The 23,971-nt window shown below is 72.4% G+C and carries 20 protein-coding genes; 8 read left to right on the top strand and 12 right to left on the bottom strand.

Going from position 1 to position 23,971, the window contains the following annotated elements; translation table 11 throughout:
• Positions 1–88: 88 nt before the first annotated feature.
• From ACZ5K7_RS25115 to narI, 4 genes are read left to right on the top strand one after another with little or no spacing between them, the layout of a single operon-like run.
• Entirely contained in the window at positions 89–3,772 is a 3,684-nt protein-coding gene (locus ACZ5K7_RS25115; protein ID WP_468916313.1) for a nitrate reductase subunit alpha, read from the top strand.
• On the top strand, positions 3,772–5,376 hold the full coding sequence (gene narH, locus ACZ5K7_RS25110; RefSeq protein ID WP_468916310.1) for a nitrate reductase subunit beta: 1,605 nt from the start codon (positions 3,772–3,774) through the stop codon (positions 5,374–5,376). Before ACZ5K7_RS25115 ends, narH begins: the two co-directional genes overlap by 1 nt.
• On the top strand, positions 5,376–5,870 hold the full coding sequence (gene narJ / locus ACZ5K7_RS25105) for a nitrate reductase molybdenum cofactor assembly chaperone (RefSeq protein WP_468916307.1): 495 nt from the start codon (positions 5,376–5,378) through the stop codon (positions 5,868–5,870). The genes narH and narJ overlap by 1 nt, the downstream gene beginning before the upstream one ends.
• Positions 5,867–6,589: a respiratory nitrate reductase subunit gamma gene (narI, locus tag ACZ5K7_RS25100; protein ID WP_468916304.1), complete on the top strand. Its 723-nt coding sequence runs from the start codon at positions 5,867–5,869 to the stop codon at positions 6,587–6,589. The genes narJ and narI overlap by 4 nt, the downstream gene beginning before the upstream one ends.
• Before the next feature lie 67 nt (positions 6,590–6,656).
• Here narI and dnaK read toward each other — a convergent pair whose 3' ends face one another.
• From dnaK to ACZ5K7_RS25070, 6 genes are all read right to left on the bottom strand, one after another.
• The gene (dnaK, locus tag ACZ5K7_RS25095) at positions 6,657–8,510 is read right to left on the bottom strand and encodes a molecular chaperone DnaK (protein WP_351699036.1); all 1,854 of its coding nucleotides are present in this window, start codon (positions 8,508–8,510) and stop codon (positions 6,657–6,659) included.
• Between the two features lie 136 nt (positions 8,511–8,646).
• Complete coding sequence (locus ACZ5K7_RS25090) at positions 8,647–9,072, bottom strand: OsmC family peroxiredoxin (protein ID WP_468916301.1); 426 nt, start codon at positions 9,070–9,072, stop codon at positions 8,647–8,649.
• Positions 9,073–9,140: 68 nt separating this feature from the next.
• Entirely contained in the window at positions 9,141–10,952 is a 1,812-nt protein-coding gene (locus ACZ5K7_RS25085) for a vWA domain-containing protein (RefSeq protein WP_468916298.1), read from the bottom strand.
• Positions 10,949–12,010 carry an ATP-binding protein gene (locus ACZ5K7_RS25080; RefSeq protein WP_468916294.1) on the bottom strand — a complete coding sequence of 354 codons (1,062 nt, stop codon included), beginning with the start codon at positions 12,008–12,010 and terminating at the stop codon, positions 10,949–10,951. Before ACZ5K7_RS25080 ends, ACZ5K7_RS25085 begins: the two co-directional genes overlap by 4 nt.
• A gap of 183 nt (positions 12,011–12,193) precedes the next feature.
• Complete coding sequence (locus ACZ5K7_RS25075) at positions 12,194–14,194, bottom strand: alkaline phosphatase family protein (RefSeq protein ID WP_468916566.1); 2,001 nt, start codon at positions 14,192–14,194, stop codon at positions 12,194–12,196.
• Between the two features lie 131 nt (positions 14,195–14,325).
• A complete protein-coding gene (locus ACZ5K7_RS25070) occupies positions 14,326–14,757 on the bottom strand; it encodes a hypothetical protein (RefSeq protein ID WP_351699028.1) in 432 nt (143 codons plus the stop codon).
• A gap of 84 nt (positions 14,758–14,841) precedes the next feature.
• Here ACZ5K7_RS25070 and ACZ5K7_RS25065 point away from each other — a divergent pair, with 84 nt between their 5' ends.
• Together ACZ5K7_RS25065 and ACZ5K7_RS25060 are read left to right on the top strand one after the other, a co-directional pair.
• Complete coding sequence (locus ACZ5K7_RS25065) at positions 14,842–15,615, top strand: MBL fold metallo-hydrolase (protein WP_468916291.1); 774 nt, start codon at positions 14,842–14,844, stop codon at positions 15,613–15,615.
• Positions 15,616–15,629: 14 nt separating this feature from the next.
• Positions 15,630–16,259 carry a DedA family protein gene (locus ACZ5K7_RS25060; protein WP_351699434.1) on the top strand — a complete coding sequence of 210 codons (630 nt, stop codon included), beginning with the start codon at positions 15,630–15,632 and terminating at the stop codon, positions 16,257–16,259.
• 94 nt (positions 16,260–16,353) lie between these two features.
• Here the strand turns inward: ACZ5K7_RS25060 and ACZ5K7_RS25055 are convergent, their stop codons facing one another.
• From ACZ5K7_RS25055 to ACZ5K7_RS25045, 3 genes are all read right to left on the bottom strand, one after another.
• Positions 16,354–17,487, bottom strand: coding sequence for an MBL fold metallo-hydrolase (locus ACZ5K7_RS25055; protein ID WP_468916288.1), 1,134 nt, complete (start codon positions 17,485–17,487; stop codon positions 16,354–16,356).
• Positions 17,484–18,764, bottom strand: a complete 1,281-nt coding sequence (locus tag ACZ5K7_RS25050) for an aminotransferase class I/II-fold pyridoxal phosphate-dependent enzyme (protein ID WP_468916286.1) — start codon at positions 18,762–18,764, stop codon at positions 17,484–17,486. The genes ACZ5K7_RS25055 and ACZ5K7_RS25050 overlap by 4 nt, the downstream gene beginning before the upstream one ends.
• Before the next feature lie 120 nt (positions 18,765–18,884).
• Entirely contained in the window at positions 18,885–19,244 is a 360-nt protein-coding gene (locus tag ACZ5K7_RS25045) for a hypothetical protein (protein WP_468916283.1), read from the bottom strand.
• Positions 19,245–20,150: 906 nt separating this feature from the next.
• Here ACZ5K7_RS25045 and ACZ5K7_RS25040 point away from each other — a divergent pair.
• Entirely contained in the window at positions 20,151–20,531 is a 381-nt protein-coding gene (locus ACZ5K7_RS25040; protein WP_468916280.1) for a DUF2795 domain-containing protein, read from the top strand.
• Between the two features lie 52 nt (positions 20,532–20,583).
• Complete coding sequence (locus tag ACZ5K7_RS25035; protein WP_450973386.1) at positions 20,584–21,120, top strand: type 1 glutamine amidotransferase domain-containing protein; 537 nt, start codon at positions 20,584–20,586, stop codon at positions 21,118–21,120.
• Positions 21,121–21,141: 21 nt separating this feature from the next.
• Here the strand turns inward: ACZ5K7_RS25035 and ACZ5K7_RS25030 are convergent, their stop codons facing one another.
• The 3 genes from ACZ5K7_RS25030 to ACZ5K7_RS25020 all read right to left on the bottom strand — a co-directional run bounded on the left by ACZ5K7_RS25030 (position 21,142) and on the right by ACZ5K7_RS25020 (position 23,962).
• Complete coding sequence (locus tag ACZ5K7_RS25030) at positions 21,142–21,399, bottom strand: DUF6158 family protein (protein ID WP_351699016.1); 258 nt, start codon at positions 21,397–21,399, stop codon at positions 21,142–21,144.
• Positions 21,400–21,481: 82 nt separating this feature from the next.
• Positions 21,482–23,101 (bottom strand): ABC-F family ATP-binding cassette domain-containing protein, encoded by a 1,620-nt coding sequence (locus tag ACZ5K7_RS25025; RefSeq protein ID WP_382545214.1) that lies wholly within the window; start codon positions 23,099–23,101, stop codon positions 21,482–21,484.
• A 201-nt stretch (positions 23,102–23,302) separates the two neighbouring features.
• A complete protein-coding gene (locus ACZ5K7_RS25020) occupies positions 23,303–23,962 on the bottom strand; it encodes a histidine phosphatase family protein (protein WP_351699012.1) in 660 nt (219 codons plus the stop codon).
• Positions 23,963–23,971 lie beyond the last annotated feature (9 nt).

Here is a 23,971-nt window from a genome sequence, read left to right as displayed (position 1 = left end):
GGCCGGGTGACCCGTTCGGATCGTCTGGACAGGTGCGTTCCCGTGCCCGCCCCTAGCGTCGAAGCGACGGGTGAGCAAGGGAGCGCAGGTGACCGACACGCAGACACCTCCCAGGGAGCCCGGTGCGGCGCTGCTCGGTGCCGCCCGGTTCTTCCGCCCCGGCACGCCCTCGCCCGATCTGCGCAGTGTGGCCCTGACCGGCGGCCGGGAGGCGGACGCCTTCTACCGGGACCGCCGGAGCCACGACAAGGTCGTGCACTCCACGCACGGCGTGAACTGCACGGGCTCCTGCCGGTGGAAGGTGTACGTCAAGGACGGGATCATCACCTGGGAGACCCAGGAGACGGACTACCCGTCGGCCGGCCCCGACCGCCCCGAGTACGAGCCGCACGGCTGCCCGCGCGGTGCCGCGTTCTCCTGGTACACGTACTCGCCGACCCGGGTGCGGTACCCGTACGTCCGGGGCGTGCTGCTGGAGATGTACCGGGAGGCGAAGCGCCGGCTGCGGGATCCGGTGGCCGCCTGGGCGGACATCCAGAACGACCCCGAGCGGCGCCGCCGTTACCAGCGGGCGCGTGGCAAGGGCGGTCTGGTGCGGGCCACTTGGGACGAGGCGGTGGAGATCGTCGCCGCCGCCCAGGTGCACACCATCGCGGCCTACGGGCCGGACCGGATCGCCGGCTTCTCACCCACCCCTGCGATGTCGATGGTGTCCCACGCGGCCGGCGCCCGCTACCACTCCCTCATCGGCGCCCCGATGCTGTCGTTCTACGACTGGTACGCCGACCTCCCGGTGGCCTCACCACAGGTCTTCGGCGACCAGACCGACGTCCCGGAGTCGGGCGACTGGTGGGACGCGGCCTATCTGATGATGTGGGGTTCGAACGTCCCGGCGACCCGCACCCCGGACGCACACTGGATCGCGGAGGCCCGTTACCGCGGTCAGAAGGTGGTGGTCGTCGCCCCCGACCACGCGGACAACGCCAAGTTCGCCGACGAGTGGCTGCACCCGCACCCGGGGACGGACGGCGCACTGGCACTGGCGATGGGACACGTCGTCCTGAAGGAGTTCTTCGTCGACCGGGAGACCCCGTTCTTCGCGGACTACGTACGGAGGTTCACCGACCTGCCCTTCCTGGTCACCCTCACCGAACGGGACGGCGCGTACGTGCCGGGCAAGTTCCTGCGCGCCACCGATCTCGGGCAGCGGGGCGAGGGTGCCGAGTGGAAGACGGTCGTCCTGGACACGGCGTCCGGCCGCGCGGTCGTCCCGAACGGCTCCCTGGGCTTCCGTTGGACCGACACCGGCAAGGGCCGCTGGAACCTCGAACTCGGCGCCATCGAGCCCCGGTTGAGCCTGTACGGCACCGAGGTCGCGAGCCCGGTCGAGGTACTGCTCCCGCGCTTCGACACGGACGGCGGCGAACACGGGCAGGGCAACGGGGAGGTGCTGCGGCGCGGGGTGCCGGCGACCCGGCTGGGCGGCGCGGACGGCCCGCTCGTGACGACGGTGTTCGACCTGCTGGTGGCGCAGTACGGGGTGTGGCGGCACGGCCTGCCGGGCGTCTGGCCGGCGAGCTACGAGGACGCGGGTACCCCGGGCACCCCCGCCTGGCAGGAGCGGCACACCTCGGTCCCGGCCGCCAAGTGCGTGAAGATCGCGCGGGAGTTCGCGCGGACGGCGGAGCGTTCCAAGGGCCGCTGCATGATCCTGATGGGCGCGGGCACCAATCACTGGTTCCACTCGGAGACCATCTACCGCACCTTCCTGGCCCTGCTCCAGCTGACCGGCTGCCAGGGCCGCAACGGCGGCGGCTGGGCGCACTACGTCGGCCAGGAGAAGTGCCGCCCGGTCACCGGCTGGGCCACTCTGGCATCCGCCGACGACTGGTCCCGGCCGCCGCGCCAGATGATCGGCACGGCCTACTGGTTCCTCAACACCGACCAGTGGCGCTACGACCGTTTCGGCGCCGACGTCCTGGCCTCGCCGCTCGGCGAGGGCAGGTTCGCCGGGATGACGGGCGCGGACTGCCTGGCGCTGTCGGCCCGTTCGGGCTGGATGCCGTCGTACCCGACCTTCGACCGCAACCCCCTGGAACTGGGCGGTGTGTTCGGCGACCCGGTGGCCAAGGCGGTGGCCGAACTCCGGGCGGGGACGCTGAAGTTCGCGTGCGAGGACCCGGACGCCCCGGAGAACTGGCCGCGGGTCCTGACGCTGTGGCGGGCGAACCTGCTGGGCTCGTCGGCAAAGGGCGCCGAGTACTTCACCAAGCACCTGCTGGGCACGCACTCCTCGCCGCGCGCCGAGGAGGCGGCCCCGGGCGAGCGGCCCCGTGACGTGACCTGGCGGGAGGAGGCACCCGAGGGCAAGCTGGACCTGCTGCTCTCGCTGGACTTCCGGCAGACCTCCTCCACCCTGCTGTCGGACGTCGTCCTGCCGGCCGCGACCTGGTACGAGAAGCACGACCTGTCGTCCACCGACATGCACCCCTACGTGCACTCGTTCACCCCGGCCGTGGACCCGCCTTGGCAGGCGCGCACCGACTTCGACATCTTCAAGGCGCTGGCCGAGCGGCTGAGCGAGCTGGCCGTGCGCCATCTAGGGGTACGCAGGGACCTGGTGGCCGCGCCGCTCCAGCACGACACCCCGGGCGAGATCGCCCAGCCCGGCGGGGTGGTGCGGGACTGGAAGCGCGGGGAGTGCGAACCGGTGCCCGGGGAGACCATGCCGAACCTGGTCGTGGTCGAACGGGACTACACGGCGATCGGCGGTAAATTCGCGGCACTGGGCCCCCTGGTGGAGCAACTGGGTCTGCCCGCCAAGGGCATCGCCCTCAGGCCGGACCAAGAGGTCGCGTATCTTCGGGAGTTGAACGGCACCGGCTTCGAAGGCCGCCCCTCCCTCGGCACGGCGGTCAAGGCGGCGAACACCATCCTGGCACTGTCCGGCACCACCAACGGCCGGCTCGCCACCCAGGGTTTCCGCACCCTGGAGCAGCGCACCGGGCAGGAGATGGCCCACCTCGCCGCCGAGCACGAGCGCAAGCGGGTCACGTACGCCGACACCCAGGCGGCGCCGGTCCCGGTGATCACCTCTCCGGAGTGGTCGGGAAGCGAGTCCGGCGGCCGCCGCTACACGGCGTTCACCCTCAACACCGAGCATCTCAAGCCCTGGCACACGCTCACCGGCCGCCAGCACTTCTTCCTCGACCACGACTGGATCCACGAACTGGGCGAGGCGCTCCCGGTCTACCGGCCACCGCTGGACACGAACCGGCTCCTCGGCGAGCCGCGCCTCGGCCCGGACGGACAGCCGGAAGTGACGGTCCGTTACCTCACCCCGCACAACAAGTGGTCGATCCACTCCGAGTACCAGGACAACCTGTTCATGCTCGCGCTCTCCCGGGGCGGCCAGAACATCTGGATGTCCCCTCAGGACGCGGACGCGATCGGGGTGTCGGACAACGACTGGATCGAGGCGGTCAACCGCCACGGCGTGGTCGTGGCCAGGGCGGTCGTCTCGCACCGGATGCCGCCCGGCACGGTCTACACGCACCACGCGCAGGAACGCCCGGTGGCCGTCCCCAGGACGGAGACCACCGGCACGCGCGGTGGCGTCCACAACACGCTCACCCGGCTGATCCTCAAGCCGTCCCATCTGATCGGCGGTTACGCGCAGCTCTCGTGGGCCTTCAACTACCTGGGCCCGACGGGCAACCAGCGCGACGAGGTGACGGTGATCCGCCGACGCGGCCAGGAGGTCGAGTACTGATGCGTCCCATGGCCCAGATCGCGATGGTCATGAACCTCGACAAGTGCATCGGCTGCCAAACCTGTTCGGTCACCTGCAAGCAGGCGTGGACCAACCGGCGGGGCATGGAGTACGCCTGGTTCAACAACGTCGAGACCCGGCCCGGCCAGGGCTATCCACGTCGTTACGAGGACCAGGAGACCTGGCGCGGCGGCTGGGAGCTGAACCGGCGCGGCGCGCTGAAGCTCAAGGCGGGCGGCCGGCTGCACAAGCTCGCCGGGATCTTCGCCAACCCCAGGCTCCCGGAGATCAAGGACTACTACGAGCCCTGGACGTACGACTACAAGAACCTCACCGACGCCCCGCTCGGCGACGACTACCCGGTCGCCCGGCCGGTCTCCCAGCTCGACGGCAAGCCGATGAAGATCGAGTGGTCGTCGAACTGGGACGACAACCTGGCCGGCGCCCCCGCCCACGGCGACCTGGACCCGATGCTCGAGCGGACCCGGCAACAGGCCTCGGACAAGGTGCGGTTCGAGTTCGAGCAGTCCTTCATGTTCTATCTGCCACGCATCTGCGAGCACTGCCTCAACCCGTCGTGCGTGGCCTCCTGCCCGTCCGGGGCGATGTACAAGCGGGCCGAGGACGGCATCGTCCTCGTCGACCAGGACCGGTGCCGGGGCTGGCGGATGTGCGTGACCGGATGCCCGTACAAGAAGGTCTACTTCAACCACGCCACCGGCAAGGCCGAGAAGTGCACCCTGTGCTATCCGCGCCTGGAGGTGGGGCTGCCGACGGTCTGCTCGGAGACCTGCGTGGGCCGGCTGCGCTATCTCGGGGTGATCCTCTACGACGCCGACCGGGTGACCGCGGCGGCCGAGACCAAGGACGAGAAGGCGCTGTACGAGGCACAGTTGGGCGTCTTCCTGGACCCGGAGGATCCGGCGGTGCGGCAGGCCTGCGAGGCGGCGGGCATCCCGGACGACTGGCTGGAGGCGGCCCGCCGTTCTCCCGTGTACCGGCTGATCCACACCTACCGGGTGGCCCTGCCCCTGCACCCGGAGTACCGCACGATGCCGATGGTCTGGTACATCCCGCCGCTGTCCCCCGTCGTGGAGGCCCTGTCCGAGACGGGCCACGACGGCGAGGACGCCCAGAACCTCTTCGCCGCGATCGACACCCTGCGGATCCCCCTCGCCTACCTGGCCGAGCTGTTCACGGCGGGCGACACCGCGCCGGTGCGGGCGTCCCTGGAGAAGCTGGCCGCCATGCGCTCCCACATGCGGGCGCTCAACCTCGGCGAGGAACCGGACGCGCGGATCTGCGCCGAGGTGGGGATGACCGCGGCGGAGATCGAGTCGATGTACCGGCTGCTGGCGATCGCCAAGTACGAGGACCGGTATGTGATCCCGACCGCGGCGGTCGGCGACGCACGCCGGCTGGAGGAGTCCGCGCTCCCGGACGGGTGCAGCCTCGACCACGACGGCGGCCCGGGCATGGGCGGCGACGGACCCCTCGGCCAGGACTCGGGCCGGAAACTGCTCCCCCTGGTGTCGGTGGAGAACTTCCACCTGCTGCGCAGACGGCAGACCGCCGACACCCCGGACGAGGCTAAGGAGGCCTGATGTCCACGGACGCGGTGTTCTACCAGGCGGCGGCGCTCTGCCTCACCTACCCGGACGACGACTTCGTCGCCCGGCTGCCGCTGCTGCGCGAAGCTGCCCCGCAACTGCGGGAGTTCACCGACCATGCGGCGGTGACCCCGCCGCAGGAGCTGGCCGCGCACTATGTGCAGGTCTTCGACTTCAAGAACCGGCACAGCCTCTATCTGAGTTGGTGGCACGACGGCGACACCAGCCGCCGGGGCATGTCCCTGGTCCGCTTCAAGGACGTCTACAAGGCGTACGGCATGGAGTTCACCGGCGAGGAGCTGCCTGACTTCCTGCCCGCGGTCCTGGAGTTCACGGCGCGCACCGGCAACACGGACCTGCTCACCGAGCACCGAGACTGCCTGTCGGAACTCCGGCGCAGCCTCGCCGACTTCGGCACTCCGTACGCGTGCGTGCTGGACGCGGTCTGTGCGGCCCTGCCGACCGCACGCGCCGGAGCCCGCCGATGAGCATCCTCCTGTGGGGCGCCCTGCCCTACGTCGCATGCGCGCTGCTCGTCGCCGGCCTGGTCTGGCGGTACCGCTACGACAAGTACGGCTGGACGGCCCGTTCCTCCCAGGTCTACGAGTCGAAGCTCCTCGACATCGCCTCGCCCGTCTTCCACTACGGCATCCTGTTCGTCCTGGCCGGCCATCTCGTCGGCCTGTTCGTCCCGATGTCCTGGACACACGCGATCGGCGTGCGCGAGCACACCTTCCACCTGTTCTCCCTGTACGGCGGCACGGTGGCGGGCATCCTCGCGGTGGCCGGCCTGGCCCTGCTGATCTACCGCCGCCGCAGCCGGGCACCGGTCTTCCGCGCCACGACGGCCAACGACAAGGTGATGTACCTGTTCCTGGTGGCCGCGCTCCTGATGGGCATGACCGCCAAGCTGAGCAGCACCTCCGGCGACGGCTACCCCTACCGCGAGACGATCGCCCCCTGGGCCCGCAGCCTCTTCACCCTCCAGCCGGAGACGGCCCTCATGGCCGGCGTCCCGGTCCTCCACCAGATCCACGCGGTCATCGGCATGACACTGATCGCCCTGGTCCCCTACACCCGCCTGGTCCACATGTTCAGCGCCCCTCTCCAGTACCTCTTCCGCCCCTACGTGATCTACCGCACCCGAGACCCCCACCAGTTGGGCCCCCGCCCGGAACGCCGAGGCTGGGAGACCACCCACCACTGACTCCCAGCCCCTCCCTCTCTCTCCGCCGCAGCGGCGACCAGCCACGACGGCGGACTACGGCGGTGCCTCACCCAGCCGTACCCCTCTCGTCGTCCACGATCTCCGCGTCCACCACGCCCTCTTCGTCGGCCTCGGGCGCCCTCTGCTCTTCGGCCGAGCCGCCGGCGGCACCCGCACCCGCGTACATGGCCTGGCCCATGCGCTGGCTGACGGTCGCCAGTTTCTCCACGCCCTGGCGCAGCTCCGCGGTGTCGGCGTCGTGGTCCAGCAGGGTCTTGAGCTCGGTGATCGCCGATTCCACGTCGGTCCTCGTGTCGGCCGGCACGCGGTCCTCGTTGTCGCGGACGAACTTCTCGGTCTGGTAGACGAGTTGTTCAGCCTGGTTGCGGGTCTCGGCGGCCTCGCGGCGGCGGTGGTCCTCCTCGGCGTACTGCTCGGCCTCCCGCATCATGCGGTCGATGTCGTCCTTGGGGAGGGCGGAGCCGCCGGTCACGGTCATCTTCTGCTCACGCCCGGTCGCCAGGTCCTTCGCCGAGACGTGCATGATCCCGTTCGCGTCGATGTCGAAGGCGACCTCGATCTGCGGTACCCCGCGCGGCGCCGGCGGCAGGCCGGTGAGGTCGAAGACGCCGAGCTTCTTGTTGTAGGCGGCGATCTCCCGTTCGCCCTGGTAGACTTGGATGCCCACCGAGGGCTGGTTGTCGGCGGCGGTGGTGAAGATCTCCGAACGCCGGGTCGGGATCGTGGTGTTGCGCTCGATCAGCTTCGTCATGATGCCGCCCTTGGTCTCGATGCCCAGGGACAGCGGGGTGACGTCCAGCAGCAGGACGTCCTTGACGTCGCCGCGGATGACGCCCGCCTGGAGGGCGGCGCCGACCGCCACCACCTCGTCCGGGTTGACGCCCTTGTGCGGGTCCTTGCCGGTGAGTTCCCTGACCAGGTCGGTGACGGCGGGCATCCGGGTCGAGCCGCCGACCAGGATCACATGGTCGATCGCGGACAGCTCCACGCCCGCGTCCTTGACGGCCTGGTGGAACGGCTTCTTGCAGCGGTCCAGCAGGTCCGCGGTCAGTTCCTGGAACTGAGCACGCGTCAGCTTCTCCTCCAGATGCAGCGGCCCCTCGGCGGAGGCCGTGATGTACGGCAGGTTGACCGACGTCTCGGTGGACGAGGACAGCTCGATCTTCGCCTTCTCGGCGCCCTCGCGCAGCCGTTGCAGCGCCATCTTGTCGTTGCCCAGATCGATGCCGTACTGCCCCTTGAAGCGTTTGACCAGGTGCTCGACGACCCGCTGGTCCCAGTCGTCGCCGCCGAGGTGCGTGTCGCCGTTGGTGGCCTTGACCTCGATCACGCCGTCGCCGATCTCAAGGAGGGAGACGTCGAAGGTGCCGCCCCCGAGGTCGAAGACGAGGACCGTCTGCTCCTCGCCCCGGTCGAGGCCGTAGGCGAGCGCCGCGGCGGTCGGCTCGTTGATGATCCGCAGCACCTTCAGGCCCGCGATCTCCCCGGCCTCCTTGGTGGCCTGCCGCTGCGAGTCGTCGAAATACGCGGGCACGGTGATCACCGCGTCCGTGACGTCCTCGCCGAGGTACGCCTCGGCGTCCCGCTTCAGCTTCTGCAGCACCCGCGCCGACAGCTCCTGGGCCCGGTACCGCGCTCCGTCGACGCTCCCGCTCTCCGGGAACCGCCAGGCACCGTCGCCCATGTGCCGCTTCACCGAGCGCGCGGTGCGGTCCACGTTGGTCACCGCCTGCCGCTTGGCGACCTCACCGACCAGCACATCGCCGTTCTTCGCGAAGGCCACCACCGACGGGGTGGTGCGCGCCCCCTCGGCGTTGGTGACGACGGTGGGCTCACCTCCCTCCAGGACGGCCACCACCGAGTTCGTCGTACCGAGGTCGATCCCGACCGCACGTGTCATGTCCGTCCCCTTCCGCCCGGGGCACTTCCCCGACTCCAGCACAAAACTTGAGCGGGCCGTTGTCAATGCCGGGGACCCCGTAAACGACGATGCCGCGCCCCAGGACGGGGACGCGGCATCCGAAGGGGTACGACGGTCAGGCGAGCTTCGCGTCCAGGGTGATGGTGGTGCCGGCCAGGGCCTGGCTGACCGGGCAGTTCTTCTTGGCGTCCTCGGCGGCGGCGGCGAAGCCGGCCTCGTCCAGGCCGGGCACCGTGCCCTCGACGGTCAGGTGGATCCCGGTGATGCCCTCACCCGGCTGGAACTTCACGTCGGCGTTGGTCACCAGCCTGGTGGGCGGGGTGCCGGCCCCGGCCAGGGCGTGCGAGAGAGCCATGGAGAAGCAGCCGGAGTGGGCGGCCGCGATCAGCTCCTCGGGGCTGGTCTTGCCGTTCGACTCCTGGGACCGTGAGGCCCACGTGACCGGCTGGTCGCCGATACCGGACGAGTCGAAGGTGATGACACCGTTGCCCTCAAGGAGGTTGCCCTCCCAGACGGTGTGCGCGATGCGCGTGACGGCCATGGTTGTTCCTTTCAGCGTGTGAAGGCGAAAGAACCGGTTTCGCTGCCTCCATCCGATCACATCCCGGCTCACCGCACGCGGAAGACCGGCCCACGGGGGGTGAACGGCAGGCGACGGCCGTCGGGGACGAGGTAGGCGTGCTCACGGCGCACCCGCAGGACGTCGCACCAGCCGTCGGTGATCACCAGGACCGGTGCGGTCGGCGGGAAGTCGTCCGCGCGCTGCAACAGGTCGATCCCCGGCTGGAGGACGGTACCGCCGCGGCCGTGCACCCGGACCCGCCCGGCGATCTCGGTCGTCGGCAGGTACCCGGCGTCGTGCGGGGCGGCGTCGCAGAACACCACGCGGGCCGCCGGTACGTCCCGGGCCTCGGCGTAGGAGGCGATCGCGCCGAGGGCCTTGCCGAGCAGGGTGCGGTCCATGGAGCCGGAGGTGTCCAGGACCACGCCGAAGGTGCAGCGGGCCACCTCCTCGGGCGGGAAGTACCGGCCGGCCCGCGGGATGTCCGGGGTGGACGACTGCCGGCGGGAGGGCCGGGCGTACGACCGGACGGCTTCCGGCCGGGGTACGAACTCGTCGAACCAGCGGGCGAGCTGGGCGTCCCAGGGCAGCGGCGGATGGCTGAGCGCGCGGATCTCCTCGACCAGGCCGCCGGGCAGGAACCCGCGGTCCTGCGTCTGGTGCAGGTCGAGTCCCTGGCCGAGGCCACGGCGGTAGAACTCGTCGAGGTCGACACAGGCGCCGGGCGGCCCGAGCGGCGCGCCCAGGACATCGCCGCGCCCCTTGCCGCGCAGGGTGGCCAGGCGCCGCATCCGGCGCAGGTCGACGGCGATCCGGTCGTACACCTCCTCCGCCGACAGGTCCTTCAGCTCCGGGTCGTGCAGCAGCCCTTCGGGCATGGTGCCGACGCGCATCTCGACCAGCCAGCCGTTGATCACGTAGTCGCAGGCGACGTTGAAGAGGTAGGGGTCGCGGCCGCCGAGGCGGTCGCCGTGGCGCAGGGCGGCGTGCAGCATCTCGTGGGCGAGGACGAACCGCCACTCCTCGGCGTCCAGGGTCCGCAGCGGGTTGACGTAGATCTCGCCGGCCTCGGGGTTGACGGCGGCGATCGCGATGTCGTGGGCGCGGGCCAGTTCGGCGTCGGCGACCAGCTTGATGCCGGCCGCGATCCCGCCGAGCAGCGGATAGGAGGAGACGAACCAGCTCAGCGCCTGTTCCCAGGGGCGCAGCGGGGTCGGCGGCCCGGTCATGGAGGTGCGGCGGCCGCCGGCCAGGTCCATCGCCCGGGACATGGTCCGGGTCAGCGCGTGCGCGAACGCGACCTGCCAGTCGGGGACCTGGCCGGCCCACTTGTCCCAGGAGAGGAGCAGCTGGTCGGGTTCGCCGCCGCTGGTGCCGCCGCGCTCGTAGGCGGCCGGGACGCTGCCGACGCGGCGCCAGCCGGCGGCGAGCCGGTCCTCGTCACCCTCCGGGTAGGACGCGGGCAGGTGGTCCGGGGCCTCGCCGACCTGGAAGGTCGCCAGGAAACGGTTGACGACGGTGCAGCGGGCGGCGAGGTCGTAGCGGTCGGGCTGGGTGCGCTGCCCGGTGGCGGCCGGCAGGTGGCCGAAGCCGAGATGGATGGTGCAGTGGGCCAACGCCCAGGCCCATTCGGCCGGTTCGGCGCGCCGGGTGGCGTGGGCGTGCAGGACGCCGTCGGAGTCGGCCCGCACCAGCCCTTCGTGGGGCGCCAGTTCGCACTTCTCGTGCCGGCAGAGGGTGAACTCGACCGCCCGCAGGGCCGGGTTGGCGCGCAGCAGCTCGACCCCGGCCGCGAAGTTCTCCGCGGCGGGGTCCTTCTTCTGTTCCTTCTTCTGGTCCTTGCGGCCGCTGGGGCTCATCGTCGGGCTTCCACGAGCCGGGGCATGTCCCGGGCGGCCTCGATCAGGAACCAGGCGGGCAGCACCGGGTTGCCGTCGGCGTCGGAGGCGATGACGGTCTGGGCGACCTCGACGGAGATCTCGGCGAGCTGCACGAGCAGCGACTTGGCGCGGTACGCGGTCTGCCGGCCGTTCGCCGACATGTGCTCCTTGTCGACGGGCAGCTCCTTGACCAGCCGCCCGCGGAACGACTCCGCGAGGTAGTACAGCAGGTCGCGGTCCTCGATACGGTGCGGCCAGCCGGCGTCGCCCTTGAGGATCGCCTCGATGCCGAACCGGCTGCGCACGATCTTGGCGTATCCGCAGAAGGCGGTCGCGTGGGCCGGGGTGAGCGTGCCGTGCGCGAGGACCTTGAGGGTCTCCTCGTCGAGGTCGCGCCCGAAGGAGTGCAGGGCGTCGGAGAGCATGTGCCAGGAGCGCGGGGTGGAGAACGGCTCCTCGGTCTTCGGCGGCTTGGACCACAGATGGTCGGGCCGGTCGGTGAGGTGGTCCAGGATCCACGGGTGGATGCCGTTGTCGGCGGCCCAGGCGAGCCAGTCGTGCGCGGAGGCGGCCAGGTGGACGTGGGCCAGCCGGTTGACGAGCGCGGAGGCGATGGGCCGGGCGAGGGCGTTGTCGGTGGCCCGGTTGCCGGCGCCGATGACGATCGACCCCTTGGGCAGCTCGTAGTTGCCGATCCGGCGGTCGAGGATCAGCGAGTAGAACGCCTTTTGCACATCCGGGGTGGCCGCGTTCAGCTCGTCGAGGAAGAGGCAGTACGGCTCGTCCCGGGCGATCGCCTCGGGCGGGCAGAACACCGACCGCCCGTCACGGATCTGCGGAACGCCGATCAGGTCCTCGGGCGCGAGCTGCGTGCCGAGCAGACTCACACACTCCAGCCCCAGCGACTCGGCGAACGCCCGCACCAGCGAGGACTTCCCGATCCCGGGCGCCCCCCAGATGAACACGGGCCGCACGGTGGCAAGACCGAGAAGAAGCTCGGGGAGACGGGCGGGGGTGACGGTGACGGCAGCCTGCAAAGGGATGGCTCCTGAGGAGGGTTCGAGGGACTTGCGACTCGAACAGTGTGTGTCGGGAGCAAGAGGAACGCAGCTGATTTATCCCCGGCTGAGCTGAAGCGCCCCCTCAGGGGCGCGGGGCTGTGTCAATGTGCGGCTCCGCCGCGCGGGCGCGAACACCCCCACCGGCCCGCGGTGAACGAACTACGCGGCCGTCTCCTCGCCGGCAGGCACCGGCACCTGCGGCCCGTCCGCCTCCCGAAGCCACCGCCGCAACACCCCGTGCACGGCCTCCGCCCCCACCAGCTCGTCGCCCTCCGCCACCGGCGCGGAGACGCAGACCGGCGACAACAGGAACGGCCTCCCCTGTGCGCCCCCCAGCCCCCCGTGCGATCCGATCTGCTCCTCGAACGCGAGGACGTCGCCGCCCTCCGGGTCGTACGACGAGTTCACCATGATGTCGGCGGTGTGCGGGAACGAGTGCGTGCGCCGGACGGCGTCCGCCGCGCCCGCCCCGAAAGCGGCCAGCGGCCCCGGGTGCCCGTCGAGCCGGTCGAGCGGTATCTCCGCGCCGTACGCCCCGAGCACCACCCCGCCGTGCTCCTCGCTGCGCGCCAGCAGGAACCCGACGCCGGGGTGGTTGGCGAGGGTGGTGAGCAGGGCGGGGTACCGGGCGTCGATCTCCTCCTTGGTCATGCGGTGCGGCACATCCGGGAAGGAGACCAGGCCGAGGTTGCCGGAGGCGAGCACGACAGGTTCCGAGTGCCGGGTGGGCCGGTGCTTCTCGCCGCGCTCCTCGACCGGCCTGCGCAGGGCCGCGCGGACGGCGGCCCGTGCTTCGGCGCCGCTGTGGGTGCGCTCGGCGCGACGCGGCACGTGCAGCCCGCAGCCGGCCCGGACCAGGTCGCCGAGGGTGAGGCCGTACCGGGAGTGGAAGGTCTCGCCGGGGCTCTGCCCGTGGTCGGAGAGGACGACGATCCGGTACTGCCGCGGCGCGTGCTCGGCGACCTTCTCGATCAGCGCGAGGGCCCGGTCCAGGCGTTGCAGCACCTTCTCGGCGTCGCGGCTGTGCGGGCCCGAGTGGTGGGCGACCTCGTCGTAGGCGACGAGGTCGGCGTAGACGGCGGTGCGGCCGGCGAGCAGGTCGCCCATGACCGCGGCGACGACGACGTCCCGTTCGACGACGGTGGCGAAGGCGCGGACGAGGGGATAGAGGCCGCCGCGCCCCACGCGGGGCCGCTGCTTGCGCATCCGGGCCGCCGTCGACTGGCCGATCTCGCGGCCGACCTCGGCGAAGAAGGAGAGCGCGGTGCGGACGGCGTTGGCCGGGTCGGAGAAGTAGGCGAAGTAGCCGGCGCGGGAACGGTTCTCCCGGCCTCGGCGCCGGGTGGCTATGGACAGCACGAGGGCCTGTTCGTCGGCGCCGCCGCTGAAGAGGTTGCCGCGGCTGGCTCCGTCCAGGGTGAGCAGTCCCCCGTCGGCGGTGTACTCGATGGCACGGCGCTGGAGTTCGGCGGCGCTGGTCGGCCGGTTGCAGACCATCACCTCCCGGCTGTCCTTCTCGTACCAGCGGAAGGCCGGGACGTCGAAGGTGGAGCCGTGCAGGATGCCCAGCTGGCTGGCGCCGGTCTGACTGGACCAGTCGGTGCGCCAGGGGGTGAGCCGGTGGGTGTCGTCCAGCCAGGCGGCGACCGTCGGCATCAGGCCCTTGGCGACGGCGGCGGTGAGGACGTCGTGGCCGACACCGTCGAGCTGGAGGAAGACGGTGCCGGGGGTGGCCGGGCAGGGCGGCCGGGAACTGCGGCGGCGGGTGGCGAGGCGGGAGAGCCGGCTCCGGTAGGCGTCGTCGTCGCGGACGGCGAGGGCACCGCCGGTGGCGGAGGCGACGGCGGACATCACGGCGGCCACGATCACGGCGGTCTCCGGGGCGGCCTCGCTCTGTCCGGAGGGGTTGATGCGCAGGGCGACGAGGAGGAGGGAGCCGTTGAGGAAGAAGACCAGCAGGCCGAGGACGAGCGCGGGCACCAGCAGCAGCAGTCGTACGAGCAGGGGCCATACGACGGCCGACAGGACACCGAAGGCGCCGGCGCCGAGGGCCGCGGTCACGGCGATACGGGTGGCGCTGTCACCGTCGGCGGACTGGAGCTGGAAGTCGGGCAGGATCCCGGCGAGGACCAGCATGGTCACGGTGGACACCGCCCACACCACGACGCTCCGCCCGATCTGACTGACGACCCGCCGCCACCGCACGCCCCACCGACCTCACGTCCGCGACCCGCGTCCGCCGCGGGTCTGCTGCCGCCCACCCTGTCACACGGCCTCGGGCGGGAGCGGGCTCACCTGCCGTCGTACCCCGCTGTCGGCATCGACAGCCTCCGGTGGACCTGCGCCTTCATCTGGGCGTCGTAGCAGGGCTCGGCCCGCCCCACCATCTCCACCCGCACCCCGCGTCTCGCGCACTCCGCCGTGAAGTCCTCGACCGACGACAGCGCGCTCTCCAGCACCCGTCTGCTCGGTGCGACGAAGATGTCGAGGCCGGGTCGGACACCCGCCCACAGGGCGCTGTGGTCGTGGCGCAGCCCGCGGACCAGGAGTTCCCGGGCGATGACGTACCCGTGCTCCAGTGCCCAGCGCGCGCACATCGCGTGCTGGCTGCGGGAGTCGACCAGGAAGGGGTCGATCTCCAGTTCCTCCAGGGGCGTCAGACTCGCGATGGCGGTCACCCGCACCGGCGCGAGCCCGCGGTAGGCACCCCGCACCTGTCCCATGGCGTCCCCCCTCACCTCCGGGTTTCGCCGCCGACCCTACTCCTGCACGTAGGCTTCGGGGAGTCGCGCGAAGGAGGCAAAGAGGTGCCGGTGGAGATCACCTGGTGGGGTCACGCCACCTGCACGATCGAGGATTCGGGCGTACGAGTGCTGACCGATCCTCTGTTCGCGCGCCGGCTCGCGCACCTGCGCCGCCGCCGGGGTGCCCCGCCGCCGCCCGAGGCCCGTCGGGCGGACCTCGCGCTCGTCTCCCACCTGCACGCCGACCATCTGCACGTCCCCTCGCTGGCCGGGCTCGCCCCGGGCACGCGCCTGCTTGTGCCCCGGGGCGCACCACGGGCGGTGCCCACGCTCCGTCGGCTCCGGCAGCTGCGGATCACCGAGGTCGGTGTCGGGGACGAGATATCCGTCGGCCCGCTCGTCGTACGCGTCGTGCCCGCACATCACGACGGGCGCCGGCTGCCGGTCGGCCCGCACCGCTCCCCCGCCCTCGGATATGTCGTCGAGGGTGCGGCACGGACGTACTTCGCCGGGGACACCGGGCTGTTCGACGAGATGGCCGAGGCGGTCGGGCAGGTGGACGTGGCCCTGCTGCCGGTCGGCGGGTGGGGGCCCCACCTCGGAGAGGGGCATCTCGACGCCGGGCGGGCGGCGCGGGCGCTGGCCCGGCTGGCGCCGCGCAGCGCGGTGCCGGTGCACTACGGGACGTACTGGCCGATCGGCATGGACGGGGTGCGCCCGCACGAGTTCCATGCGCCGGGCGACGAGTTCGTGCGCCTGGCGGCGGAGTACGCGCCGCGGGTGGCGGTGCACAAGCTCGGTCACGGGGAGAGCGTGCGGCTGGAGGTCGCACGGTGAGACTGCTGGTGGTGATGGCGGCCGCCGGCGCCACGGCAGCCACCTCGTCGCCGTCGTCGACCGAGTCCGCGCAGCAGGCGATCGGCTATCCGACGCTGTTCCTGCTGGTGCTGGTCGGAGCGCTGGTGCCGGTGGTGCCGACGGGGGCGCTGGTGAGTTCGGCGGCGGTGGTGGCCCTTCACCAGACGGCGCCGTTCGCGCTGGCGCTGGTGCTGGTGACGGCGTCGCTGGCCGCCTTCCTGGGGGACGCGGCGCTGTACTGGCTGGGGCGGCGCGGGATGAGGTCGAAGAACGGGTCGCGGTGGCTGGCGGCGATCCGGGCACGGGCGCCGGAGGACCGGCTGGAGCAGGCGCAGGCGAAGTTGGCCGAGCACGGGGTGATGGTGCTGGTGCTGTCGCGCCTGGTGCCGGCCGGGCGGATACCGGTGATGCTGGCCTGTCTGCTGGCGGAGTGGCCGCTGCGGCGGTTCGCGCGGGGCAACGCGCCGGCCTGTGTGGCGTGGGCCGCGACCTATCAGTTGATCGGGATCCTGGGCGGGTCGTTGTTCCCGGAGCCGTGGGAGGGCGTTGTGCTGGCGGTCGCGCTGACCGTGATCATCAGTGTGGCACCGAGCCTGTGGCGACGGGTTCGAGCTGCCGTGTGACGGTGCGTTGCGGGGCGCGGGTGCGCGGTGGCCGGCCGGGTCCACGCTACGGCAGCCGCATGTCGATGCGGCCCCGCGCCCCTGGAGGGGCGCTCTAGTCAGTGGCGCTTTCGAACGAAGTCCGCTCAAGCACCCTCGACCCTCCCACGGACAGGTCCCACAGATCTTCCCGGTCCAGCCCCGCCTTCTCCCAAGCCGCCCGTACCCGCCGCAGCGGCTCCAGGACCGGCTCTGCCGAGAGGATGAAGGTCCCCCAGTGCATGGGGGCCATCCGCCTCGCCCCCAGGTCCTCCGTCGCCCGGACCGCCTCCTCCGGATCCAGGTGGACGTCGCTCAGCCACCAGCGGGGGTCGTAGGCGCCGATGGGCATCAGGGCGAGGTCGATACCGGGATAGCGGCCGCCGATGCGGGAGAACCAGTGGCCGTAGCCCGTGTCGCCGGCGAAGTAGACGCGCTGCCCGTCGGCGGCGGTGAGGACCCAGCCGCCCCAGAGGCTGTGACAGGTGTCGGTGAGGGTGCGCTTGGACCAGTGGTGGGCGGGGACGAAGTCGAAACGGACGCCGGGCAGTTCCGCCGCCTCCCACCAGTCCAGCTCGGTGACGGTGGTGAAGCGGCGGCGCCGGAACCAGCGGCCGAGACCGGCCGGTGCGAACACCGGGGTGTCGCGCGGGAGGCGGCGCAGGGTGGGGGCGTCCAGGTGGTCGTAGTGGTTGTGGCTGATGACGACCGCGTCGACGCGCGGCAGCGTCTCCCAGTCGACGCCGACCGGGGTGACCCGGGCCGGGGTGCCGATGATGCGGCGGGACCAGACGGGGTCGGTGAGGACGGTCAGGCCGCCGATCCGGACGACCCAACTGGCGTGCCCCGCCCAGGTGACGGCGACCGTGCCGGTGTCGACACGGGGCAGCGGGCCCGGCTCGTAGGGCAGCCGGGGGATGTCGGCGAGACCCTCACGCCCGGGGCGGACGGAGCCCTCGCGGGCGAAGCGGGCCATGGCCTTGAGGCCGGGCAGGGGTGCGGTCAGACGGTCGTGGAAGGTCCGCGGCCAGACCCGGAGTTCACCCAGCGGGCGGGGTTCGGCGAGCGGCGGGAACGGAGGCGTGTAGGGAGTCGGGGCGGTAGGGGTGCCGGGGGTGGCGGCGTCCCGGGTCGTCGTGGCAGTCGGGTCGGCAGTCGTCGCGGGGGCAGTCGTCGTGGTGGACCCTGACTCATGCGTCTGCTGCGTCATCGAGGAGGCTCCCATCGCTGAGCGTCGTCGCGGAGATCGTCGAGTACCGACCTCAAGGACATCAACGCGCGTTGCACGTGTGGCAGTTCCAACGGCGCGGGGGACGTGAGGCATTCCAGCCGTTCCTCGTCGGTCCCGCCCAGCAGTGGCCCGGTGGCGAGCCGGACGCGCAGCGCCTGGAGGTCGTCGCCGAAGCGGTGGCCGCCGGGCGCGGGCATGCCGAGCCGGGCGGTGAGGAAGTCCTCCAACTCCTGTGCGTCGCCGACCCCCTGAGCACTGAGCGCGGCGCGCAGCGGTTCCAGGTCGGCGTACAGGTGGCGGCCGGCCTGCGGGGGCCGGGCCACGCCGCCGCCGGCGACCACCGCTGCGTGCACGGCGGCGGCCATGCGCGCGTGCAGGCGTACGACGGCCTCCCGGCGGGTGGTGACGGGCTCGGGCTCGTCGAGCGCGTGGGCGGCGGCGACCGCGACCGGCCCGGCGAGGCGGGCGCCGAGCGCGGTGAGGACGTCGAGCACGCGCGCGTGCAGGGCCGAAGCGGTGTCGCCCTCGGGGAACCGGGCGACGGCGGCGGGCCAGCCGGCCGGCAGCAGGGCGCCGGCCAGGTCACTGACGACGGTGACCCGGTCCGGAAGCATCTCGGCGGGGCTGAGCAGCACGGTGGCGTGCGGCGCGTGCAGGGTGTCGCGCCAGGTCTCGTCGCTGACCAGGTGGAGTCCCTCGCCGGCGGCCGCCTCGACGGTCGCGTGCAGCAGTTCGGGCGGGGCGACGGTGGCGGTCGGATCGTCGGCGACGGAGAGCACCAGCAGCCGGGGGTCGCCGCCCTCGTCCCGGACCCGGCGCACGGTCTCCAGCAGCGCGTAGGGGTCGGGTACGCCCCCGGACTCGGCGGGGGTGGCCACGTGGAAGACGGGCCGGCCGAGGAGTCGGGCGTACGGCGCCCACCAGGCGGCGCAGGGGCGCGGCACCAGGACGTCGCCGCCGAGCGCGGCGGTGAGCGCCACCAGGAGGGCGGGGGCGCCGGGGCCCGCGGTCACCCGGGCGGACGTGGCGGCCAGCCCGCGGCGCTCCCAGTAGCCGCGCGCCGCGTCGAGCAGCGCCGGACCACCGCCGACGGGCTCCTCCCCGCCCCGGCTCGCGGCGGCGGCCAGCGCGGTGGAGAGTTCGGGCAGGACGGGCAGCCCGTCGTCGGGCAGCGCCGGCCCGTACCGGACGGGTCCGTGGCCCCGCGCGGGCGTGTCCCGGGGCGGCCCCTGACCCTCGGGATCCGTCCGCCGCATGTCCGCCTCCGCGCAGTCCGTGGTGCCGTGTGCCGTCCGGTCCGGGCCGTGCGCTTCGTCGGGTGGTGATGCGTACGGTGCCGGGGTGGTCGCCCCTCGGGTTTCCCGGTGGCGGCCGTCTCATCCGTCCGCGCGGGACCTCCCGCCGGCCAGCCGGTACACCGCGCCGCCGCACGCGGCCGCGATCAGCATGCCGCCCGCGACCAGTGCGGGAACCGAGTCCGTGAAGGCGCCGCCCGCCCCGGCCTCCACGCCGTGCTCGACGGTCGGCGGAGCGCAGGACGTGTCACCGCCGCGCGACTCGTCGCAGGCGTGGTCGTCGGCGTCGGCACAGGAGCCGGACGAGCCGGAGAAGCCGGCTCCGCCGGAACCGGAGGAGCCGAAGGAATGGGAGGACCCGGAGGAGGCGCAGTCGTGCCCGCCCTCGCCGCAGGACTTCTGCCCGGCGGAACAGGGCCGCTCGCCCTCGCCTCCGGTCACCGTGCCGCCCCCGACGTCACCCCGACCGCCCGTGCCCACGTCACCCCGCCCAGCCGTGCCACCGCCGACGTCACCCCGACCGCCCGTGCCCACGTCACCCCGCCCAGCCGTGCCACCGCCGTCGTCACCCCGCGCACCCGTGCCGCTGTCGCCCCGCGCTCCCGTGCCGCTGTCACCCCACGGAGCCGTGCCACCGTCGCCGGGCGACACCGCGCCGTCGTCCCCCCGAGAGACCGTGCCGTCATCCCCGCGCGAGACCCCACCGTCCCCGCCGGGCACCGCGCCACCGTCCCCGTGCGGAACCCCACCGTCCCCACCCACCACCGCGCCACCGTCCCCGCGCAGAACCCCACCGTCCCCACCCGGCACCGCGCCACCGTCCCCGCGCAGAACCCCACCGTCCCCACCCGGCACCGCGCCACCGTCGGCCGGGGGAACGGCGGTCCCCTCACTTCCGACGGCGCTCCCCTCACTCCCCTCATTCCCGTCACTCCTGGCGGCCGTGAAGGGGGTGCTCCGGGGCGGCCCCTGCACTCCGCCCGCCGCCGGGCAGGTCCTGTCGGTCGTCACGCAGGTCACAGAGGCGGTGTTGCCGGGCCGCGCGGCGGCGGGGCCGGCCACGGCGGCCGTACCGGCGGCGCCGAACGCGGCACCCGTCAGTACGGCGACGGACAGGGCGCGAGCGGTACGGCGCATGGGGTGACTCCTCGGAACGTACGACTCCGGCGACACGCGGCTGGTGCCCCCGCAGCCATCACAGCCCGCCCCACGCCGTGCCGCGCGCGGCCGACCCCCATTCGCGGGACACGCCCGGCCTTTCGGGTGACGTCCCGGGCCGGTTTCCGGCGTGTCGGCCCCTGGTCACCGGGTACGCGTCCCGCACCCCCGAACCACCTGGAGGGAGATATGCAGCGAGGCAGTGACCGGCTGAGTGTTCACCGGGACGAGGAGATGAAGCACGAGCTGCAGGGACTGCTCAGGTCCGGGCATCCGACACGGACCGAGGACTGGAACGACCCGGAGCCGCCCGCCGAGGACGACCCGGAGGTGTACCGCTCCCCGATGCAGCCGTGGACCAGTGACCGGCCGTCACCGGCGACCGTACGGCTGGAGCTGGCCCGGTCCCTGACCCGGCACGACTTCCCGGCGGGGCCGAGCGAACTGGTACGGCTGCTGCGCCGTGGCCACGCCTCCGACGCACTCGTCCAGCGGGTGTCCCGGTTGCCGCGTTCGACGCGCTACCGCAACCTGCTGGGGCTGGCAGAGGCGGTGGTCGGCGGGGAATGAGCCGGGCGCCGGCGATGCGGCCGAGGAAGTCGAGAAGCAAGGAGTGAACATCATGCGTATCGCGTTTCTGACCGCGCCCGAGGGCGTGGAGCAGGTGGAACTGACCGAGCCGTGGCAGGCGGTCCTGGACGCCGGGCACGAGCCGGTGCTGGTGTCGACGGAGCCCGGGAGGGTCCAGGGCTTCGACCACCTCGACAAGGCGGACACGTTCCGCGTGGACGAGGTGGTCGGCGACGCCTCGGTGGACTCGTTCGGGGCGCTGGTGCTGCCCGGCGGGGTGGCCAATCCGGACATTCTGCGGACGGATGAGCGGGCCGTGGCGTTCGTGAAGGGTTTCTTCGAGGCGGGCCGGCCGGTCGCGGCGATCTGTCACGCGCCCTGGACGCTGGTCGAGGCCGACGTCGTGCGGGGCCGGACCCTGACGTCCTGGCCGAGTCTGCGGACCGACATCCGCAACGCCGGCGGCACCTGGGTCGACGAGCAGGTCCAGGTCTGCGGGGCCGGTCCCAACACACTGGTCACCAGCCGTAAGCCGGACGACCTCAAGGCCTTCTGCGAGGCCTTCCTCGACGCGCTCCACGAGGCCTGAGCCCGAGAAGGGCGCCGGTGCTCAGCTCGCGGAGCCGCGCGGTGTGGCCGTCTCCGCGCAGCTGCGCTCCCGGGCGCCCTCCCGGGTGCGGCCGGCGGCGACGATGCGGCGCGGGTTGCGGCGCAGGTACTCGCCCTCCAGCTGGGCCATGCGCTCGTTGTGGGCGCGCAGCGCGTCGTTGGAGCCGTACAGCAGGGTGTCGTGGCGTGTCCGGTGGATGGTCTCCAGCTCCTTCATGAGCTGCTGCTCGTCCAGCCGGCTGGGGTCGACTCCGGTCATGGTGGTACCCCGCTCGTCATGTCCGTCCCGGCGGTCCGGATCCCTGCATCCACTGTACGAAGGTCCGGGCCGCCGGGCCTGTCTAGCGGGCGCGCTCCACCCGGCGCTCGTCCCACACCGGCTCCGGGGTCTCGCGGACCCGGCCGTCGGTGCCGAAGACCAGGTAGCGGTCGAAGGCACGGGCGAACCAGCGGTCGTGGGTGACGGCGAGCACCGTGCCGTCGAAGGCCTCCAGACCCTCCTGGAGGGCTTCGGCGGACTCCAGGTCGAGGTTGTCGGTCGGCTCGTCGAGCAGCAGCGCCGTTACACCCTGTAGCTCCAGCAAGAGGATCTGGAACCGGGCCTGCTGGCCGCCGGAGAGCCGTTCGAAGGTCTGTTCGGCCTGGTGGGTCAGCTCGTAGCGGCGCAGCCGGGACATCGCGGCGCCCCGGTCCTGGGAGTGTTCCGTCCACAGGATGTCCAGGAGGGTACGGCCCTGGAGCTCGGGGTGGGCGTGGGTCTGGGCGAAGTGCCCGGGCACCACCCGTGCGCCCAGCTTCCACTGTCCCGTGTGCGCCACCTCCTCGCCGGCCAGCAGCCGCAGGAAGTGCGACTTGCCGGAGCCGTTGGAGCCGAGGACGGCGACCCGTTCGCCGTAGAAGACCTCCAGGTCGAAGGGTTTCATCAGGCCGGTGAGTTCGAGTCCCGCGCAGGTGACGGCGCGCACGCCGGTCCGGCCGCCGCGCAGCCGCATCCTGATGTCCTGGTCGCGCGGCGGCTCCGGGGGCGGTCCGGCCTCCTCGAACTTGCGCAGCCGGGTCTGCGCGGCCGCGTACCGGGAGGCCATCTCGTGGGAGACGGCGGCGGCCTGGCGGAGGTTCAGCACCAGCTTCTTCAGCTGGGCGTGCTTCTCGTCCCAGCGGCGGCGCAGTTCCTCGAAGCGGGCGAAGCGTTCGCGCCGGGCGTCGTGGTAGGTGGCGAAGCCGCCGCCGTGCACCCAGGCGTCGGCGCCGGTCGGCGAGGGTTCCACGGAGACGATCTTCTCGGCGGCGCGGGCGAGGAGCTCCCGGTCGTGGGAGACGAACAGGACCGTCTTGCGGGTCTCCCCCAGCTGCGCCTCCAGCCAGCGCTTGCCGGGGACGTCGAGGTAGTTGTCCGGCTCGTCGAGCAGCAGCACCTCGTCGGTGCCGCGGAACAGGGCCTCCAGCACCAGCCGCTTCTGCTCGCCGCCGGAGAGGGTGCGCACCTGCCGCCACTGGGCCTTGTCGTAGGGCACGCCGAGTGCGGCCATCGTGCACATGTCCCAGAGCGTCTCGTGCTCGTAGCCGCGCACCTCGGCCCAGTCGGCGAGTGCCTGCGCGTAGCGGAGCTGGGCGGCTTCGTCGTCGACGGTCATGATGCCGTGCTCGGCCCGGTCCACGGCCTGCGCGGCCTCCCGGATCCCGGGCGGCGCCACCGACACCAGCAGATCACGCACGGTGGTCTCGTCCCGTACGGAGCCCACGAACTGGCGCATCACGCCGAGGCCGCCGCTCACGGTCACGGTGCCGCCGTGCGGCTTCAGCTCGCCGGAGATCAGCCGCAGCAGGGTGGTCTTGCCGGCGCCGTTGGGGCCGACCAGCGCGACGGCGGCCCCCTCACCGACCCGGAACGACACATCGCCGAGCAGGGCCCTCCCGTCGGGGAGGTAGTACTCGAGATGCGCGGCTTCCAGGTGTCCCATGGTCAGGGATTCTGCGGGGCACGGCTGAGATAGGGCAAACCGTTATCGGCCCGACGTCTTCGACTGCGGGACCGGTGGCTGGTCGCGCCCACGCGGCGGAGCCGCATATCGATACAGCCCCGCGCCCCTCCAGGGGCGCGGGGAACTGCGCGAGCAACCACGACGCGCCCGCGGCCGAAGACGTCGGCCCCCGCGACGCAGTCACTCCGCGGCGGACTCCACCGGCTCCCCCGTCGGCCCGCTCTCCCCCGCCGGCTCCACCACCGCCCCCTGCCAGGACACGGCCTTCCAGCCGTCGGCCGGGGAGCCCTCCAGGACGACCACGCCGGTGTTGTCGAGGGGGCGGGCGGCGGCGAAGGAGACGTCGACGTTGTCGGCGCGGGCGGCCGTCCACAGCCGGATCGCCGCGCCGTGGCTGATCACGGCGACCGTCCGGGCGCCGCTCGCCTCGGCCTCGGCGATCACCGCGTCGTAGCGGGCCAGGGCCTCGTCCCCGGTCTCCCCGCCGGGGATGCGCAGCCCGGTGTCGCCGGCCGCCCAGGCGAACACGGTCCGCATGTACTCCTGGCCCCGCTCGGAATGGCCGGGCAGCAGCTCCAGGTCGCCGGCCGAGACCTCGCGGATACCGTCGCGGACGACCGGAACCAGGCCGCGGGCCGCGGCCAGCGGTGCGGCGGTGAGCTGGGTGCGGGTCAGCGTGGAGACGTAGAGAAGCTCGATGTCCTCGTCGGCGAGGGCCTCGGGCAGGGCCGCCGCCTGCTGCTCGCCGAGCGCGGTCAGACCGGGGCCCGGTACGCCGGTGTCGAGCAGGAAGTCGACGTTGGTCGGGGTCTGCCCATGACGTATGAGGAGCAGGCGCATCCAGAGGGT

Source organism: Streptomyces sp. NPDC031497, assembly GCF_055580905.1.
Note: the sequence above shows the minus strand (reverse complement) of the source record. Positions and strands in the feature narration are given on the sequence as shown.